Origin of the sequence: Pseudomonas sp. JAI115 (assembly GCF_014200835.1) — a bacterium.
GTDB lineage: Bacteria > Pseudomonadota > Gammaproteobacteria > Pseudomonadales > Pseudomonadaceae > Aquipseudomonas > Aquipseudomonas putida_A.
This window is the reverse complement of record NZ_JACHCY010000016.1, coordinates 116,500-132,075: the sequence shown is the minus strand read 5'-3', so window position 1 is coordinate 132,075 and position 15,576 is coordinate 116,500. Positions and strand designations below refer to the sequence as shown.

Here is a 15,576-nt window from a genome sequence, read left to right as displayed (position 1 = left end):
GAACTGAAGCAAGCCGCTGCCGAAAACTGCGTAACTCATTGAATCTCAAGGAGTTTTCCGTTTCGACTGCGCCGGAAGTGGGGCGAATTATAGACTTCTAAAATTCGCCGTCAACCCTTATTTCAAACTTTATTCAGCTTTCAGTGTGATACGTGCAAATGCCTTCTTGCCCGCCTGGCAAACGTGGGTCGCGCCCAGCACATATATAAAGGAGCGATCAACCACCTCACCATCCACACGCACACCACCAGAAGCCAACAGATCACGCGCCGCTGCCGAGTTCTTCACCAGCCCTGCCTTATTAAGGACGGCCGCAATTGGCATATCTTCAGCAGAGGCCAGTTCGATCTCCGGCAGATCATCCGGCAGTTCGCCATCCTTCATACGGTTACCGGCAGCGCGATGAGCATTGGCCGCAGCCTCCTCACCATGGAAGCGCGCGACAATCTCTTCCGCCAACTTGATCTTGATGTCGCGCGGGTTAGCCCCCGCCTCGACATCTGCACGGAAGGCATTGATCTCATCCATCGAACGGAAGCTGAGCAGCTCAAAGTAACGCCACATCAGCGCATCCGGAATCGAAACCAGCTTGCCGTACATCACACCTGGCGCTTCCTGGATACCGACGTAATTGCCCAACGACTTGGACATCTTCTTCACGCCATCCAGACCTTCCAGCAACGGCATGGTCAGAATGCACTGAGCCTCCTGGCCATACCCACGCTGCAGCTCACGCCCCATCAGCAGGTTGAATTTCTGATCGGTACCGCCCAACTCAACATCCGCGCGCAGAGCAACCGAGTCATATCCCTGAACCAGCGGATAGAGAAACTCGTGAATAGCGATCGGTTGGTTGGTGGTGTAACGCTTGTCGAAGTCATCACGCTCAAGCATGCGAGCGACAGTGTATTGCGAAGTCAGACGAATGAAGTCCGCCGGCCCCATCTGATCCATCCAGGTGGAGTTGAAAGCAACTTCGGTTTTCGCCGGATCCAGAATCTTGAACACCTGTGACTTGTAGGTCTCGGCGTTTTCCAAAACCTGCTCGCGAGTCAAAGGGGGACGCGTAGCGCTCTTGCCGCTTGGATCACCGATCATCCCGGTGAAGTCACCAATCAGGAAGATCACCTGATGCCCCAATTCCTGGAACTGGCGCAGCTTATTAATAAGCACGGTGTGACCCAAGTGCAGATCCGGGGCGGTTGGATCGAAACCAGCCTTGATACGCAGCGGCTGGCCGCGCTTGAGCTTCTCGATCAGCTCGGACTCGACCAATAGTTCTTCCGCACCACGTTTAATCAGCGCTAGCTGCTCTTCAACCGACTTCATAACAGACCCGCAAGGCTCAGATTCAAAGGGAACCAACCATACAAGATCGTGCACCAATTACAAGTTTTGCCCGGCGCACGGACACCAATCTGCAGACAGGGTGCCTGTAGACTTGCTTCGGGGATGATTTGGTTATATTTTATACAGTTATTTCATCTTCATCATGTCATTCATCTTTTCCAATTCATCTTTTTTCAAAGTCAAAATTACTTATGACCACTGAACCGTCTAAAGCGCCACCGCTTTACCCGAAGACCCACCTGCTCGCCGCAAGTGGAATCGCCGCCCTTCTCAGTCTGGCGCTCCTGGTATTTCCTTCCAGTGATGTCGAAGCCAAAAAGACGACCCTGAGCCTGGACCTGGAAAGTCCTGCTGAACAACTGACACAAGATCAAGACGCTGCTGACGCGATTCAAGCCACAAATAAGCCAGCAGCCTCACCTTTCGCCCAGATCGAAAACAGCACCGAAGAAACCCCGAAAACCGCTGAAGCCGCACCTGCCCCAGCTCCGGCTGCAGAGAAACCAAAAGCCCCGGGGCACCGCGAAGTCGTCGTATCCAAAGGCGATACGCTCTCTACATTGTTCGAGAAAGTCGGTCTGCCGGCCGCTGCTGTGCACGAAGTGCTGGCCAGCGACAAACAAGCCAAACAGTTCAGCCAGCTCAAGCACGGCCAGAAGCTGGAGTTCGAACTGAACCCGGAAGGCCAACTGACCAGCCTGCACAGCAAGGTCAGCGATGTCGAAACCATTACCCTGACCAAGAATGACAAGGGCTACGCATTCAACCGCGTAACAGCCAAGCCGACCGTTCGCACGGCTTACGTGCACGGCGTGATCAATAGCTCACTGTCACAATCCGCTGCCCGCGCAGGCCTGTCCCACAGCCTGACGATGGATATGGCCAGCGTCTTCGGCTACGACGTCGACTTCGCTCAGGACATCCGCCAAGGCGACGAATTCGACGTGATCTACGAGCAGAAAGTAGTCAACGGCAAGGCAGTGGGCACCGGCCCGATTCTGTCTGCACGCTTCACCAACCGCGGCAAGACCTACACCGCCGTGCGTTACACCAACAAACAAGGCAACAGCAGCTATTACACCGCTGATGGCAACAGCATGCGTAAGGCGTTCATCCGTACCCCGGTGGACTTCGCCCGCATCAGTTCGAAATTCTCCATGGGCCGCAAACACCCGATCCTCAACAAGATCCGCGCCCACAAAGGTGTCGATTACGCGGCCCCACGCGGTACGCCGATCAAGGCTGCCGGCGACGGTAAAGTGCTGCTGGCCGGTCGCCGCGGTGGCTACGGCAACACGGTGATCATCCAGCACGGCAACACTTACCGCACGCTGTATGGCCACATGCAAGGCTTCGCCAAAGGCGTGAAAACCGGCGGCAGCGTCAAGCAGGGCCAAGTGATCGGTTACATTGGTACCACCGGCCTGTCCACTGGACCGCACTTGCACTATGAGTTCCAGGTCAACGGTGTTCACGTCGACCCGCTGGGCCAGAAGCTGCCGATGGCAGATCCGATCGCCAAGTCCGAGCGCGCACGCTTCCTTGCGCAGAGCCAACCGCTGATGGCGCGCATGGATCAAGAGAAGGCCACCATGCTGGCTTCGAGCAAGCGCTAAGCCATGGCTCTTTATATCGGCGTGATGTCCGGCACCAGTCTCGATGGGCTGGACATCGCCCTGATCGAGCAGACCTCGGCGATCAAACTGATCGCCACGCATTACATCCCCATGCCTGAATCCCTGCGCGCCGAGCTGCTTGGCTTGTGCGCCAGCGGCCCCGACGAGATTGCCCGCTCGGCGATCGCCCAGCAGCACTGGGTCAAACTCGCTGCACAGGGCATCCATACCCTCCTCGATCAGCAGCAACTAAAGCCTGAGGCCATTCGTGCAATCGGCAGCCATGGCCAGACCATTCGTCATGAGCCCGCTCGTGGCTTCACTGTGCAAATCGGCAATCCCGCACTCCTGACAGAGCTGACCGGCATTACCGTGGTCAGCGACTTCCGCAGCCGCGATGTGGCTGCTGGCGGTCAGGGTGCCCCGCTGGTACCAGCCTTCCATGAGGCTTTGTTCGAAGAGCGTAACGGTAACCGCGCAGTCCTGAATGTCGGCGGTTTCAGCAATCTCAGTCTGATAGAACCGACCAGGCCTGTAGCCGGTTTCGACTGCGGCCCTGGGAATGTGCTGATGGATGCCTGGATTCATCAGCAACGCGGCGAGAACTATGATCGCAACGGCCAGTGGGCAGCCACCGGCACGGTCGAGCCAGTCTTGCTGAAAGCTCTGCTCGGCGACCCGTTCTTCGTGACCAAAGGCCCGAAGAGCACTGGCCGGGAAGTGTTCAACCTGCCGTGGCTGGAGCACCACCTCTCAAGTTTGCCGAGCTTCGCTGCTGAAAACGTTCAGGCAACGCTGCTCGAACTGACGGCGCAGACCATCGTCGAGTCGCTGCAAAGCGCTCAATCCGATACGCGGGAAATGTTGGTCTGCGGCGGCGGCGCTCACAACGCTACGCTGATGAAACGTCTTGCCGACCTGCTGCCTAACGCCACCGTCGCCAGCACCGCCACTCACGGCGTCGATCCGGACTGGGTCGAGGCAATGGCCTTCGCCTGGCTGGCCCATTGCTGCCTCGAAGGCATTGCCGCCAATCGCCCGAGCGTCACCGGCGCCAAAGGCCTGCGGGTACTCGGCGCCATCTACCCGAACTGAACAAAAGACAGGCAACAAAAAACGCCGCAGAACCGGAAGGCTCTGCGGCGTTTTGTTGTGCGCAGCGGGGTGCGATCAGATCGAGAACGAAGAGCCGCAACCACAGGTCGTGGTGGCGTTCGGGTTCTTGATCACGAAGCGCGAACCTTCCAGACCTTCCTGATAGTCCACTTCGGCACCCGCCAGGTACTGGAAACTCATCGGATCGACCACCAGACTCACACCTTCGCGCTCGACGATGGTGTCGTCCTCGGCCACATCCTCATCGAAGGTGAAGCCGTACTGAAACCCTGAACAACCGCCGCCCGTAACGAATACGCGCAGCTTCAAGCGATCATTCCCCTCTTCATCGACCAGGCTCTTCACCTTGTGCGCAGCACCTTGGGTGAATTGCAAAGCCGTGGGGGTGAAGGATTCGACGCTCATGCTGACTATCTCCCGGCGTTACGCCGCCATAATGCGTGATGACGCGCATTATCCGCTTGTCCTAGAAAATCGGTCAACTATTGTTACGGTATATCAATAAACCCGACCAACTGCCCAGAATGCAAAAAGGCCCGTTTGACGGGCCTTTTTGCTGTGTTGCCGAACGTGTTACGGCAGCATACCGGCGTGGGACAAACCGAAGCGTTCATCCAGGCCGAACAGGATGTTCATGTTCTGCACCGCCTGACCCGACGCGCCTTTGACCAGGTTGTCGATCACCGACAGCACCACCACCAGATCACCATCCTGCGGACGATGCACAGCGATGCGGCAGACGTTGGCGCCACGCACGCTGCGGGTTTCCGGATGGCTACCGGCCGGCATCACGTCGACGAACGGCTCGTTGGCATAACGCTTTTCGAACAGTGCCTGCAGATCCACCGAACGATCAACCACGGTCGCGTAGAGCGTGGAATGAATGCCACGAATCATCGGGGTCAGGTGCGGGACGAAGGTCAGACCGACATCCTTACCGGCAGCGCGACGCAGACCCTGGCGAATTTCCGGCAGATGACGGTGACCTTTCACCGCATAAGCCTTCATGCTTTCCGACGTCTCGGAGTACAGCGAGCCTACAGAAGCACCGCGACCGGCACCGCTGACGCCGGACTTGCAGTCGGCGATCAGACGCGAAGTATCAGCCAGACCCGCTTCAAGCAGCGGCAGGAAACCCAACTGTGTGGCGGTTGGATAGCAACCCGGTACGGCGATCAGACGCGCCTTCTTGATCTGCTCACGATTGACTTCCGGCAGACCGTAGACCGCCTCGTCCAGCAACGCCGGCGCACCGTGCGGCTGGCCGTACCACCTGGCCCATTCTTCAGCGTCCTGCAGACGGAAGTCCGCAGACAGGTCGATGACCTTGGTGCCCGCCGCCAGCAGTTCACCGGCCAACGCATGGGCAACGCCGTGCGGGGTGGCGAAGAACACCACATCACACGCACCCAGGGTTTTGATGTCCGGCACGCTGAACGCCAGACCGTCGTAGTGACCGCGCAGGTTCGGGTACATGTCAGCCACGGCCAGACCGGCCTCGGATCGGGAAGTGATCACTACCACTTCTGCCTGCGGATGCTGTGCCAACAGACGCAGCAGTTCGACACCGGTGTAACCCGTGCCGCCGACGATACCGACCTTGACCATAAACCTGCCCTCAACGAACCCACTGGAAAGCCGTCGATAATAGGGGCCGCGCGCCCCTGCGACAACCATCAAGGTGACGTGCGGACGCTCAAGCCTCTACTATCCCGGCTACCGTGAACCTGGGAATAACCAAAAATGCTCTATCTGTGGATCAAAGCGTTTCACATCGTCAGCGTCGTCTGCTGGTTTGCCGGGCTGTTCTACTTGCCGCGGCTGTTCGTTTATCACGCGCAAAGTGAAGACGCGATCAGCAAGGAACGCTTCAGCCTCATGGAGCGCAAGCTGTATCGCGGCATCATGGGCCCGGCGATGATCGCCACGCTGATCTTCGGCGGCTGGCTGATCTACCTCAATCCGGGCATCTTCAGCATGGGCGGCTGGATTCACGCCAAGCTGACCCTGGTGGTCTTGCTGATCGGCTACCACCACATGTGCGGCGCGCAGGTAAAACGCTTCGCCCGTGGCGAGAACACCCGCAGCCATGTCTTTTATCGCTGGTTCAATGAAGTGCCGGTTCTGATATTGCTGGCTATCGTAATTCTGGTCGTGGTCAAGCCGTTCTAACTTCATAACAGCATCACACCTCGGGGGATTTCCAATGTCGCTGCCCGCTTTGCTCGAACAACGTCTGCGCTTGCCGATAGTGGCGGCGCCGATGTTCCTGATCTCCAACCCGGAGCTGGTGCTCGCCTGCTGCCGTAACGGCGTGGTTGGCAGCTTCCCGGCGCTGAACCAGCGTGAAAGCAGCGGCTTCAAGGCCTGGCTGGAGGAGATTGAAGCGGGCCTGGCGACACTGGACAACCCGGCGCCGTATGCAGTGAACCTGATCGTGCACAACAGCAATCCGCGCCTGCAGGCGGATCTGAACATCTGCGTCGAGCACAAGGTGCCGATTGTCATCACCAGCCTCGGCGCGGTGAAGGAACTGGTCGATGCCGTGCACAGCTACGGCGGCCTGGTGTTCCACGACGTGACCACGCGCCGGCATGCCGAGAAAGCCGCCGAAGCCGGAGTCGACGGCTTGATCGCCGTCGCGGCGGGCGCCGGCGGCCATGCCGGCACCTGGAGTCCGTTTGCACTGATCGCCGAGATCCGTGAATTCTTCGATAAAACCCTGTTGCTTGCCGGATGTCTTAACCACGGCCATGAGATTTTGGCCGCACAGCTGCTCGGCGCGGATTTGGCCTACTTCGGTACGCGATTTATCGGCACCACCGAAAGTCATGCGCCTGACGCCTATAAGGACATGCTGCTGACGGCCAAGGCGGCGGACATCATTCATACTCCTGCAGTCTCCGGAGTACCGGCCAGCTTCATGCGTCAAAGCCTGGAGGCGGCGGGTTTCGACATGGCCGCGCTGCAAGGCAAGGGCGAGGTCAATTTCGGTGACAAGCTCAAACCGATCAACGATGAAGCCAAGGCCTGGAAGACCGTGTGGTCGGCCGGCCAGGGCGTAGGCCAGATCGACGACCTGCCGAGCGTCGACCAGTTGATCGCCCGGCTCGACGCGGAATATCGTCAGGCGCTGGAACGCGCGGCGCAGTTGCCAAAACGCTGGCCACGCTGAGAAAAATCAGGCCAGTCATCGACCGACTGGCCTTACACTTGCTGACCTTCAATTGATTCGCGACAAGGATGCCTCGGCCATGAGCGAACCTCGCTACAAGATCGTTTTCGACGGTGCTCTACAGCCCGGTGTCGATCTCACCACCGCCAAGCTCAATCTGGCGGCCCTGTTCAAAAGCGATGTTGCCGCCATCGAGCGCCTGTTCAACGGCAGCACCGTCGCCCTCAAACGCGACCTGACCCACAGCGATGCGCAGACTTATCTGCAAGCACTGAGCAAGACCGGGATCGATGCACGGATCGAAAGCGAAACGACGATCGAACTGAGTCTGTCGGACGTGCATGAACAACCGGCGACTTTCAACGAACCCGCATCACCCTATGCGCCACCTCGGGCCAATGTCGGCGAAAACCTGCCAGCATTCGCAGTGCTCAAGCCCTTCAGCGTCGAAGGCCGGATCGGTCGACTGCGGTTTCTGGCCTGGACGATGGTGCTGAGCCTGGTGACCCTGCCGATCGTGGCGATATTTGCATTTATCGGTCTTGGACTGGTCAGCGGCGACACCACCACCGGCCTGATCATCGGCGGGATATTCGCGTTCTTCCTGTTTCTCGGTTTCATCATTGTCAGCATTCTGTTCAGCGTACAGCGCCTGCACGACATCGGCTGGTCCGGCTGGCTGTGGCTGCTGAACCTGGTGCCGTTCGTGGGCAGCTTCTTCCCGCTGGTGATCATGGTCGTGCCGGGCAACACCGGCGCCAACCGCTACGGCCCGCCACCGCCACCCAACAGCACCGCGGTCAAAGTGCTGTGCTCGTTGTGGATCGTGTTCTTCGCCCTGGTATTTGCCGGTGGCATGCTCGGCGGTATCTCGGCGATCCAGCAGGAATACGAAAGCAACCTTGAGAGCAGCTACGAAAGCGGCTCGGTCACTACCGATGAAGTCGAGGTCGAGACTGAACCGGCGAATTCCGTGGACGATGCAGCCGAAGCGCCCCCGGCCCCTGTAGACTCTGCGAAAGAATGAACAACGCTCCCCGCCGTGACACCTGCGTCGCTGGCGCGGAGCTGTTGCGATGGAGAATTGCATGACCCGTTACGCTCTGATCACTGGCGCCTCCAGTGGCATCGGCCTGGCCATGGCTGAAGCGCTGGCCCGGCGCGGCCACAGCCTGATTCTGGTGGCCCGCCAGCGTGATCAGCTGGAAAGTATCGCGATCGAACTGACCCAGCGCTTTGGCGTGGAGGTGTTGTTCCGCGCCTGCGACCTGGGCGAGCCATTGCGCTTGTCCGGCTTCCTGCTGGAACTGGAAGAAGGCGACCGGCAGATCGATCTGCTGGTCAATTGCGCCGGCATCGGCACCTGCGGCCCGTTCCTCGCCCAGGACTGGATGACCGAGCAGGATCTGATCGAAGTCAACATCCTCGCCCTCACCCGCCTGTGCCACGCCATCGGCAACAGCATGGCGCTGCAGGGCGGCGGACAGATCCTCAACGTCGCCTCGGTGGCGGCGTTCAATCCCGGCCCGTGGATGAGCACTTACTACGCCAGCAAGGCTTACGTATTGCACTTCTCCGAAGCGCTGCGGGTTGAACTGAAACAGAGCGCGGTCAAAGTCTCGGTACTTTGCCCCGGCCCGACCCGCACCGCATTCTTCCGCACCGCGCAGCTCAACAGCGACAAACTCAAGGACAGCAAACTGCTGATGAGTCCCGAGGAAGTCGCGCTGTACACCGTGCGTGCACTGGAGAAAAACCGCGCCATCATCATTCCGGGACGACGCAACCGGTGGCTGGCCTTCCTGCCACGCCTCGGCTCGCGCTGGCTCAATCGCACCATCGTCGGCATGGTCAACAAGGCTTACTGCCCGCGCTGAACTGTCCTACGGCAAAACACTGGGCGGAGTCATTTCCCATGCGTACACTCAGGCCAGCCCCCACAACGGAGAAAACAGCAGTGGATACTCTGTTCACCAAGATCATCAACCGGGAGATCCCGGCCAAGATCATTTACGAGGACGACCAGGTTCTGGCGTTCCACGACATCGCCCCTCAGGCACCGGTGCATTTTCTGGTGATCCCGAAGAAACCGGTGCGCACCCTCAACGACCTGACCGAAGACGACAAGGCACTGGCCGGGCACATCCTGTTCACTGCCCAGCGTCTGGCGCTGGAGCTGGGCTGCGAGGAAGGCTTCCGGGTGGTGATGAACTGCAATGAAAAAGGTGGCCAGACCGTCTATCACATTCATATGCACGTACTTGGTCAGCGCCAGATGAACTGGCCGCCGGGCTGATTCACTGCATCCGCCCCTGTAGGAGCGGGCTTGCTCGCGAAAGCGGAGTGTCTGACATTGATATTCTGAAGGTGCCGACGCCTTCGCGAGCAAGCCCGCTCCCACCAAAAGCATGACCGCGTGGCAAATGACCCAGCGCAAACCTTCCCCGGCCGATTCGGTTAAACTGGCGGTCGAGATTTTTCCCGGAGGTCAGCATGACTACCCAACGTCACTACTCGCCGATTGACCGTCTTCTGCTGCAAGCCGATGCCGCGATGCGGACCCTGCTGCCCTTCAGCGGTCAGCCCTACCGTCCGTCGCCAGCCATCGTGCAGCCGGATGTGCAGATGAGCGACGAGGACACCCGCCACGTCGCTGGCCTGATGCGCATCAACCACACCGGCGAGGTCTGCGCCCAGGCGCTGTACCAAGGGCAGGCGCTGACTGCAAAATTGCCGCAGGTGCGTGCTGCCATGGAGCACGCCGCCGAAGAAGAAATCGATCACCTGGTGTGGTGCGAACAGCGCATCCATCAACTGGGCAGCCACACCAGCGTGCTCAATCCGCTGTTCTATGGAATGTCGTTCGGCATCGGCGCTGTAGCTGGTCTGATCAGTGACAAGGTCAGCCTTGGCTTCGTCGCGGCCACCGAGCATCAGGTGTGCAAGCACTTGAACGAGCACCTGGAACAATTGCCGGCCGAGGACGAGAAGTCCCGGGCGATTCTGGAACAGATGCGCATTGATGAAGAACATCATGCGGAGAGTGCACTGGATGCGGGTGGTTTCCGTTTTCCGGCGCCGGTGAAGTTCGGGATGAGTCTGTTGGCGAAGGTGATGACCAAGAGTACTTATCGGATCTGATATCTGTATTGCCGCAAAGGGCCTCTTCGCGAGCAAGCCCGCTCCCACAGGATTCTGTTTTTCGGCAATAAAAAAGGCGACTACCGCACGGTAGTCGCCTTTTTTGTGCCCGGGAATCTTACGCCGGCATGTTGCGCGCGTAGAAGATTTCCAGCATTTCGTGTTTCACACGCTCGGTCACCTGAGCACGCTGCTCGGAGGACAGGTTGCTGGTGGCGTCGCCGAACAGGTAGTTATCCAGTTCGAAGTTCTTCAGCAGCATTTTGGTGTGGAACAGGTTTTCCTGGTACACATTCACGTCGGTCATCTGGTACGCGTCGCGAGTGTCTTCGGAAAGGTAGTTCTGGATCGAGTTGATCTCGTGGTCGATGAAGTGCTTGTTGCCTTCAACGTCACGGGTGAAGCCGCGCACACGGTAGTCCACAGTCACGATGTCCGAATCGAACTGGTGAATGAGGAAGTTGAGCGCTTTAAGCGGTGAAATGACACCACAGGTCGACACGTCGATGTCCACACGGAACGTCGCAATACCGGCGTCCGGATGGATTTCCGGATAGGTATGCACCGTGATGTGACTCTTGTCGAGGTGGGCAAGGATGATTTCGGGCAATGGACCCGGGGACTCTTCGATCTGGCTGTCAGTCGGGGTCACCGGCTCTTCCGAGATCAGAATCGTGACGCTGGCACCCTGAGGCTCATAGTTCTGACTCGCGATGTTCAGAATGTTGGCACCAATGATTTCGACAACTTCCGTGAGGATCTGCGTCAGGCGTTCGGCGTTGTACTCTTGATTGATGTACTCGACGTAAGCCTGCTGGTCTTGCGGGGTTTCCGCGTAGCAGATGTCATAGATGTTGAAGCTCAAGGTCTTTGTCAGGTTATTGAACCCGTGGAGCTTGAGTTTGCTTTTCACCGTTAAAAACTCTCTATGTATGCGGCGCAGCCGCGTGATCAAGCATGCCCGTCAAGTGCGAACAACGCACCTGCGTAGGACGGTTAACACCTCTTCGCGATGGCGATTTTGGTTATCTGTTCAGGCGGACGATCCGTCGGTTGACCGATCACTGCCCTGAAAAAAGTGGCGCATTATGCAGACGTCAGCGAGGGATCGCCAGAGTCTGCACTGCTTTTATGATAGTTGAATGTCGATTCAACCGAGCTCGACGATTTCATAATCGTGAGTGATCGCCACGCCGGCCGCGCCGAGCATGATCGAGGCCGAGCAATACTTCTCGGCAGACAGTTCGATGGCGCGCTTGACCTGGGCTTCTTTCAGGCCACGGCCCTTGACCACGAAGTGCATGTGGATCTTGGTGAACACCTTCGGATCTTCGGTCGCTCGCTCGGCTTCGAGGAACGCTTCGCAGCTTTCAACCGCCTGACGCGACTTCTTCAGGATGCTGACCACGTCGAAGTTGCTGCAACCGCCAACGCCCAGCAGGAGCATTTCCATCGGGCGAACACCCAGATTACGACCACCGGCGTCCGGTGGTCCGTCCATGACCACAACATGACCGCTACCGGATTCGCCGAGGAACATGGCTTCGCCAGCCCATTGGATGCGTGCCTTCATCGCCAAGACTCCACTGTAGAAAAAAGGGTCGCCAGCTTAGCACAGGCCTTTGCTCTGGCAGCGCCCGGCGTTCCTAGGACGGATGCCTCAGCTGCGTAGGTAATTTCTCGAATTTTCGACGAAGTGTCTGGTAAGCTGGCGCCAATTCGCTGGCGCCAATTGTCAGCCTGTGTAGCGACCGCCTTCAGCGCCTCATAAAAAAATCAAACATCACCGTGCAGTCTTTTCGGGATACAACCATGGTTGCTATTACCCCCACACCCAAAATCAAGAACCTCGACAAGCTGTTGATGCATTGCCAGCGCCGTCGCCATGCGGCCAAGAGCAACATCATCTGCGCCGGCGATCGCTCGGACACGCTGTACTTCATCATCAAAGGTTCGGTCACCATCTTGATCGAAGATGACGACGGCCGCGAAATGATCATCGCCTACCTCAACGCCGGGGACTTCTTCGGCGAGCTGGGTCTGTTCGAACAGGCAGGCCAGGAACAGCAACGCAGCGCATGGGTGCGGGCCAAGGTCGAATGCGAAATCGCCGAAATCAGCTACGTGAAGTTCCGCGAACTGTCGCAGCAGGATCCAGACATTCTTTACGTCCTCAGCGGACAAATCGCCCAACGTCTGCGCAATACCACGCGCAAGGTCGGCGACCTGGCGTTCTTCGACGTTACCGGTCGCGTGGCCCGCTGCCTGCTGGAGCTGTGTAAGCAGCCCGACGCGATGACCCACCCGGACGGCATGCAGATCAAGGTGACCCGTCAGGAAATCGGCCGGATTGTCGGTTGTTCGCGGGAGATGGTCGGTCGCGTGCTCAAGGATCTTGAAGAACGCAACCTGGTCGATGTGAAAGGCAAGACCATGGTAGTCTTCGGTACGCGCTAAGCGCGCAAAATCAGGCGCTGTAGACCTGCGCCAGCATCAGACGAAACAGCTCATCCAGACGCGCCAAAGCCGTTGGCGCGACGAACTTCTCATGCAGGGCGATGTGGCTTTCGGCGCGCACCCGCTGCTCCAGACCGCAAGCCTCGTTGAAGCGATTGACCGCTGCAACCATCGACTCGCGCTCGTTATCCATCAGCATCGCCCCGTGCACCAGCCCCACCGGACGCTGACCGCCCTGACTCTGGCGCCAGCGCTGAGCGGTGCCGACCATCTTGCGGCCGTCGAGATTGACGTTGAAACGACCGTCGCAGAACGCGCCGTCGATTTCGCCCAACGACGACACACCACCCAACTCATCGAGCAATTCACAGATCGGATCACACAGGCGCCGGTAACCGGTTTCGATGCGGTTCAGATCGCCCTCGCTGCGGGGCGGGGCGTAAACCAATGCGATGTTGATGGTTGAAGCGGATTGCGGGACCGGTTCACCGCCGGTTTCCCGCAGCAAGACTGGCCAGCCGGCAGCGGCGGAGACTTCACAGGCGTGGTCAAAACCGGGCAGACGATTGAGGCGACGCGGCATGACCAAGGCGCGATCACTGGGTTGCCAGAACAGCAGACCGGATTCGGCGTTGCCGGCGCAGATCGAGGCCAACAGGTCTTGCTCGGCTTGCAGGCCGGCCTCGATGGTCAGGAAGGTGGGCAGCGACATGGAGGGCTCCGGCAGATCTGGAATCTTTAGGGATTTTGAGGGCCTCTTCGCGAGCAGGCTCGCTCCCACAGGGGAAATGCATTCCAATGTGGGAGCGAGCCTGCTCGCGAATGAGGTCGACTCGGTCAGTCGAGGGTCGAACCACTGACCGGCACGCCACGCTCCGGGAAGAACAGGCGCTGCAGTTCGGTGCCCGGGCTTTCCGCGCGCATGAACGCTTCGCCGACCAGGAACGCATAAACGTCGCTGATTTCCATCAGCTCAACATCGGCACGGTTGAGGATGCCGCTCTCGGTAATCACCATACGGTCGCGCGGGATGCGCGGCAGCAGGTCGAGGGTGGTTTCCAGGCTGACGTCGAAGGTGTGCAGATTGCGGTTGTTGACCCCGACCAGCGGCGTGTCGAGGGTTTTCAGTGCGCGTTCCAGCTCATCGCCGTCGTGCACTTCCACCAGCACGTCGAGACCGACGCCTTTGGCGACCGAGGCCAACTCAGCCATTTTCACGTCGTCCAGTGCGGAGACGATCAACAGCACGCAGTCGGCGCCCAGTGCGCGGGCTTCGACGATCTGGTACGGATCGATCATGAAGTCCTTGCGGATTACAGGCAGTTTGCAAGCGGCGCGGGCCTGTTGCAGGTAGGCATCGGCGCCCTGGAAGTAGTCGATATCGGTCAGTACGGACAGACAGGTCGCCCCGCCCTTCTCGTAGCTCTTGGCAATGTCGGCAGGCACGAAGTTCTCGCGGATCACGCCTTTGCTCGGCGAAGCCTTTTTGATTTCGGCGATCACCGCCGGCTGCTTCTTCTTGGCCTGCGCCAGCAATGCCTGGGCAAAACCACGGGGTGCATCGGCCGCCTTGGCCAGACTTTCCAGCTCGCTCAGGCTGACGCGAGCGCTACGCTCGGCGACTTCCTGGACTTTGCGCGCCAGAATGTTTTCCAGAACCGTCGGTACACTCATCCCTCATTCTCCACTTTGAATACCGCGGTAAAGGCACCCAACTCCTCGAGCTTTTCCCGAGCAAGACCGGTGTGCAGAGCATCGTGCGCAAGTGCCACGCCTTCTTTGAGACTGGTCGCCAGGTCAGCGGCATACAGCGCCGCACCGGCATTGAGCACAATCATTTCAGCGGCTTTCTGGCCGTTTTCGGTCTTGCGCTTGCCCAGTGCATCGCGGATCAGCGCCAGCGACGCTTCCGGGCCTTCGACCGAGAGACCGTGCAGGCTCTGACTCTTCATGCCCAAGTCTTCCGGCTCGACCCAATACTCAGTGATCTCGTTGTTCTTCAGCTCAGCGACGAAGGTCGGCGCGGCAAGACTGAACTCGTCCAGACCGTCCTTCGAATGCACCACCAGTACGTGCTTGCTGCCAAGACGCTGCAAGACTTCGGCCAATGGCCGGCACAGCGCAGGCGTAAACACGCCCACCACCTGATGTTTGACACCGGCCGGATTCGTAAGCGGGCCGAGCATGTTGAACAGCGTACGCAGGCCGAGATCGCGACGCGGGCCGGCGGCGTACTTCATGGCTTTGTGGTGGGTCTGGGCAAACATGAAACCGATGCCGACGTTGTCGATGCAACGGGCGACCTGCACCGGCGTCAGGTTCAGGTAGATGCCGGCTGCTTCGAGCAAGTCGGCGCTGCCGCTCTTGCCCGACACCGCACGGTTGCCGTGCTTGGCCACGGTGCAACCGGCTGCCGCGACAACGAAAGCCGAAGCAGTCGACACGTTGAAAATGTTCGCACCGTCACCGCCGGTACCGACCACGTCGACCACGCCGTCGAGGGTTTTGAGTTCGACCTGATCGGCCAGCTCACGCATCACCGAAACGGCACCGACGATTTCGTCGATGCTCTCGCTCTTCATGCGCATGGCCATCATGAATGCGCCGATCTGCGCCTCGGTGCATTGACCGGTCATGATTTCGCGCATCACGTCACGCATTTCTTCGGTGCTGAGGTCGAGGTGTTCGACGATACGGCTCAGGGCTGTCTTGATATTCATG

At 59.0% G+C, this 15,576-nt stretch carries 17 protein-coding genes; 9 read left to right on the top strand and 8 right to left on the bottom strand.

The genetic code is table 11. The features are described 5' to 3' along the window. Nucleotides 1-129: 129 nt before the first annotated feature. Nucleotides 130-1,329, bottom strand: coding sequence for a tyrosine--tRNA ligase (tyrS, locus tag HDC30_RS25105; RefSeq protein ID WP_027610745.1), 1,200 nt, complete (start codon nucleotides 1,327-1,329; stop codon nucleotides 130-132). Between the two features lie 212 nt (nucleotides 1,330-1,541). On the opposite strand from tyrS, the gene HDC30_RS25100 reads away from it, so the two are divergent. Together HDC30_RS25100 and HDC30_RS25095 are read left to right on the top strand one after the other, a co-directional pair. After that, complete coding sequence (locus HDC30_RS25100; protein ID WP_183785589.1) at nucleotides 1,542-2,966, top strand: peptidoglycan DD-metalloendopeptidase family protein; 1,425 nt, start codon at nucleotides 1,542-1,544, stop codon at nucleotides 2,964-2,966. 3 nt (nucleotides 2,967-2,969) lie between these two features. Continuing rightward, the gene (locus tag HDC30_RS25095) at nucleotides 2,970-4,061 is read left to right on the top strand and encodes an anhydro-N-acetylmuramic acid kinase (protein ID WP_183785588.1); all 1,092 of its coding nucleotides are present in this window, start codon (nucleotides 2,970-2,972) and stop codon (nucleotides 4,059-4,061) included. Nucleotides 4,062-4,136: 75 nt separating this feature from the next. Here the strand turns inward: HDC30_RS25095 and erpA are convergent, their stop codons facing one another. Together erpA and argC are read right to left on the bottom strand one after the other, a co-directional pair. Next, a complete protein-coding gene (erpA, locus tag HDC30_RS25090) occupies nucleotides 4,137-4,487 on the bottom strand; it encodes an iron-sulfur cluster insertion protein ErpA (RefSeq protein ID WP_003228776.1) in 351 nt (116 codons plus the stop codon). A gap of 168 nt (nucleotides 4,488-4,655) precedes the next feature. Further along, complete coding sequence (argC, locus tag HDC30_RS25085) at nucleotides 4,656-5,690, bottom strand: N-acetyl-gamma-glutamyl-phosphate reductase (RefSeq protein ID WP_183785586.1); 1,035 nt, start codon at nucleotides 5,688-5,690, stop codon at nucleotides 4,656-4,658. A gap of 135 nt (nucleotides 5,691-5,825) precedes the next feature. Between argC and hemJ the strand changes: the two genes are divergently transcribed. The 6 genes from hemJ to coq7 all read left to right on the top strand — a co-directional run bounded on the left by hemJ (nucleotide 5,826) and on the right by coq7 (nucleotide 10,398). After that, on the top strand, nucleotides 5,826-6,254 hold the full coding sequence (gene hemJ / locus HDC30_RS25080) for a protoporphyrinogen oxidase HemJ (RefSeq protein WP_027610742.1): 429 nt from the start codon (nucleotides 5,826-5,828) through the stop codon (nucleotides 6,252-6,254). 34 nt (nucleotides 6,255-6,288) lie between these two features. Then, nucleotides 6,289-7,257, top strand: coding sequence for a nitronate monooxygenase family protein (locus HDC30_RS25075; protein WP_027610741.1), 969 nt, complete (start codon nucleotides 6,289-6,291; stop codon nucleotides 7,255-7,257). Nucleotides 7,258-7,336: 79 nt separating this feature from the next. Continuing rightward, the gene (locus tag HDC30_RS25070) at nucleotides 7,337-8,284 is read left to right on the top strand and encodes a DUF805 domain-containing protein (protein WP_183785584.1); all 948 of its coding nucleotides are present in this window, start codon (nucleotides 7,337-7,339) and stop codon (nucleotides 8,282-8,284) included. 61 nt (nucleotides 8,285-8,345) lie between these two features. Further along, nucleotides 8,346-9,134 carry an SDR family oxidoreductase gene (locus tag HDC30_RS25065; RefSeq protein ID WP_183785582.1) on the top strand — a complete coding sequence of 263 codons (789 nt, stop codon included), beginning with the start codon at nucleotides 8,346-8,348 and terminating at the stop codon, nucleotides 9,132-9,134. 80 nt (nucleotides 9,135-9,214) lie between these two features. Further along, nucleotides 9,215-9,553, top strand: coding sequence for a histidine triad nucleotide-binding protein (locus tag HDC30_RS25060; RefSeq protein ID WP_003228789.1), 339 nt, complete (start codon nucleotides 9,215-9,217; stop codon nucleotides 9,551-9,553). Between the two features lie 197 nt (nucleotides 9,554-9,750). After that, nucleotides 9,751-10,398, top strand: coding sequence for a 2-polyprenyl-3-methyl-6-methoxy-1,4-benzoquinone monooxygenase (coq7, locus tag HDC30_RS25055; RefSeq protein ID WP_027610738.1), 648 nt, complete (start codon nucleotides 9,751-9,753; stop codon nucleotides 10,396-10,398). Nucleotides 10,399-10,516: 118 nt separating this feature from the next. Here coq7 and speD read toward each other — a convergent pair whose 3' ends face one another. Together speD and HDC30_RS25045 are read right to left on the bottom strand one after the other, a co-directional pair. Next, nucleotides 10,517-11,311: an adenosylmethionine decarboxylase gene (speD, locus tag HDC30_RS25050; RefSeq protein ID WP_027610737.1), complete on the bottom strand. Its 795-nt coding sequence runs from the start codon at nucleotides 11,309-11,311 to the stop codon at nucleotides 10,517-10,519. Nucleotides 11,312-11,548: 237 nt separating this feature from the next. Beyond that, nucleotides 11,549-11,971: an OsmC family protein gene (locus HDC30_RS25045; RefSeq protein WP_003228794.1), complete on the bottom strand. Its 423-nt coding sequence runs from the start codon at nucleotides 11,969-11,971 to the stop codon at nucleotides 11,549-11,551. Nucleotides 11,972-12,210: 239 nt separating this feature from the next. Between HDC30_RS25045 and crp the strand changes: the two genes are divergently transcribed. After that, on the top strand, nucleotides 12,211-12,855 hold the full coding sequence (gene crp, locus HDC30_RS25040) for a cAMP-activated global transcriptional regulator CRP (protein WP_007966430.1): 645 nt from the start codon (nucleotides 12,211-12,213) through the stop codon (nucleotides 12,853-12,855). A gap of 10 nt (nucleotides 12,856-12,865) precedes the next feature. On the opposite strand, the gene HDC30_RS25035 is transcribed toward crp, so the two are convergent. The 3 genes from HDC30_RS25035 to trpD all read right to left on the bottom strand — a co-directional run bounded on the left by HDC30_RS25035 (nucleotide 12,866) and on the right by trpD (nucleotide 15,575). Beyond that, nucleotides 12,866-13,567 carry a lipoate--protein ligase family protein gene (locus HDC30_RS25035; RefSeq protein ID WP_183785580.1) on the bottom strand — a complete coding sequence of 234 codons (702 nt, stop codon included), beginning with the start codon at nucleotides 13,565-13,567 and terminating at the stop codon, nucleotides 12,866-12,868. Between the two features lie 125 nt (nucleotides 13,568-13,692). Next, nucleotides 13,693-14,529 carry an indole-3-glycerol phosphate synthase TrpC gene (gene trpC, locus HDC30_RS25030; RefSeq protein WP_097089157.1) on the bottom strand — a complete coding sequence of 279 codons (837 nt, stop codon included), beginning with the start codon at nucleotides 14,527-14,529 and terminating at the stop codon, nucleotides 13,693-13,695. Beyond that, entirely contained in the window at nucleotides 14,526-15,575 is a 1,050-nt protein-coding gene (gene trpD / locus HDC30_RS25025; protein WP_003228800.1) for an anthranilate phosphoribosyltransferase, read from the bottom strand. The genes trpC and trpD overlap by 4 nt, the downstream gene beginning before the upstream one ends. Between the last annotated feature and the right edge of the window lies 1 nt (nucleotide 15,576).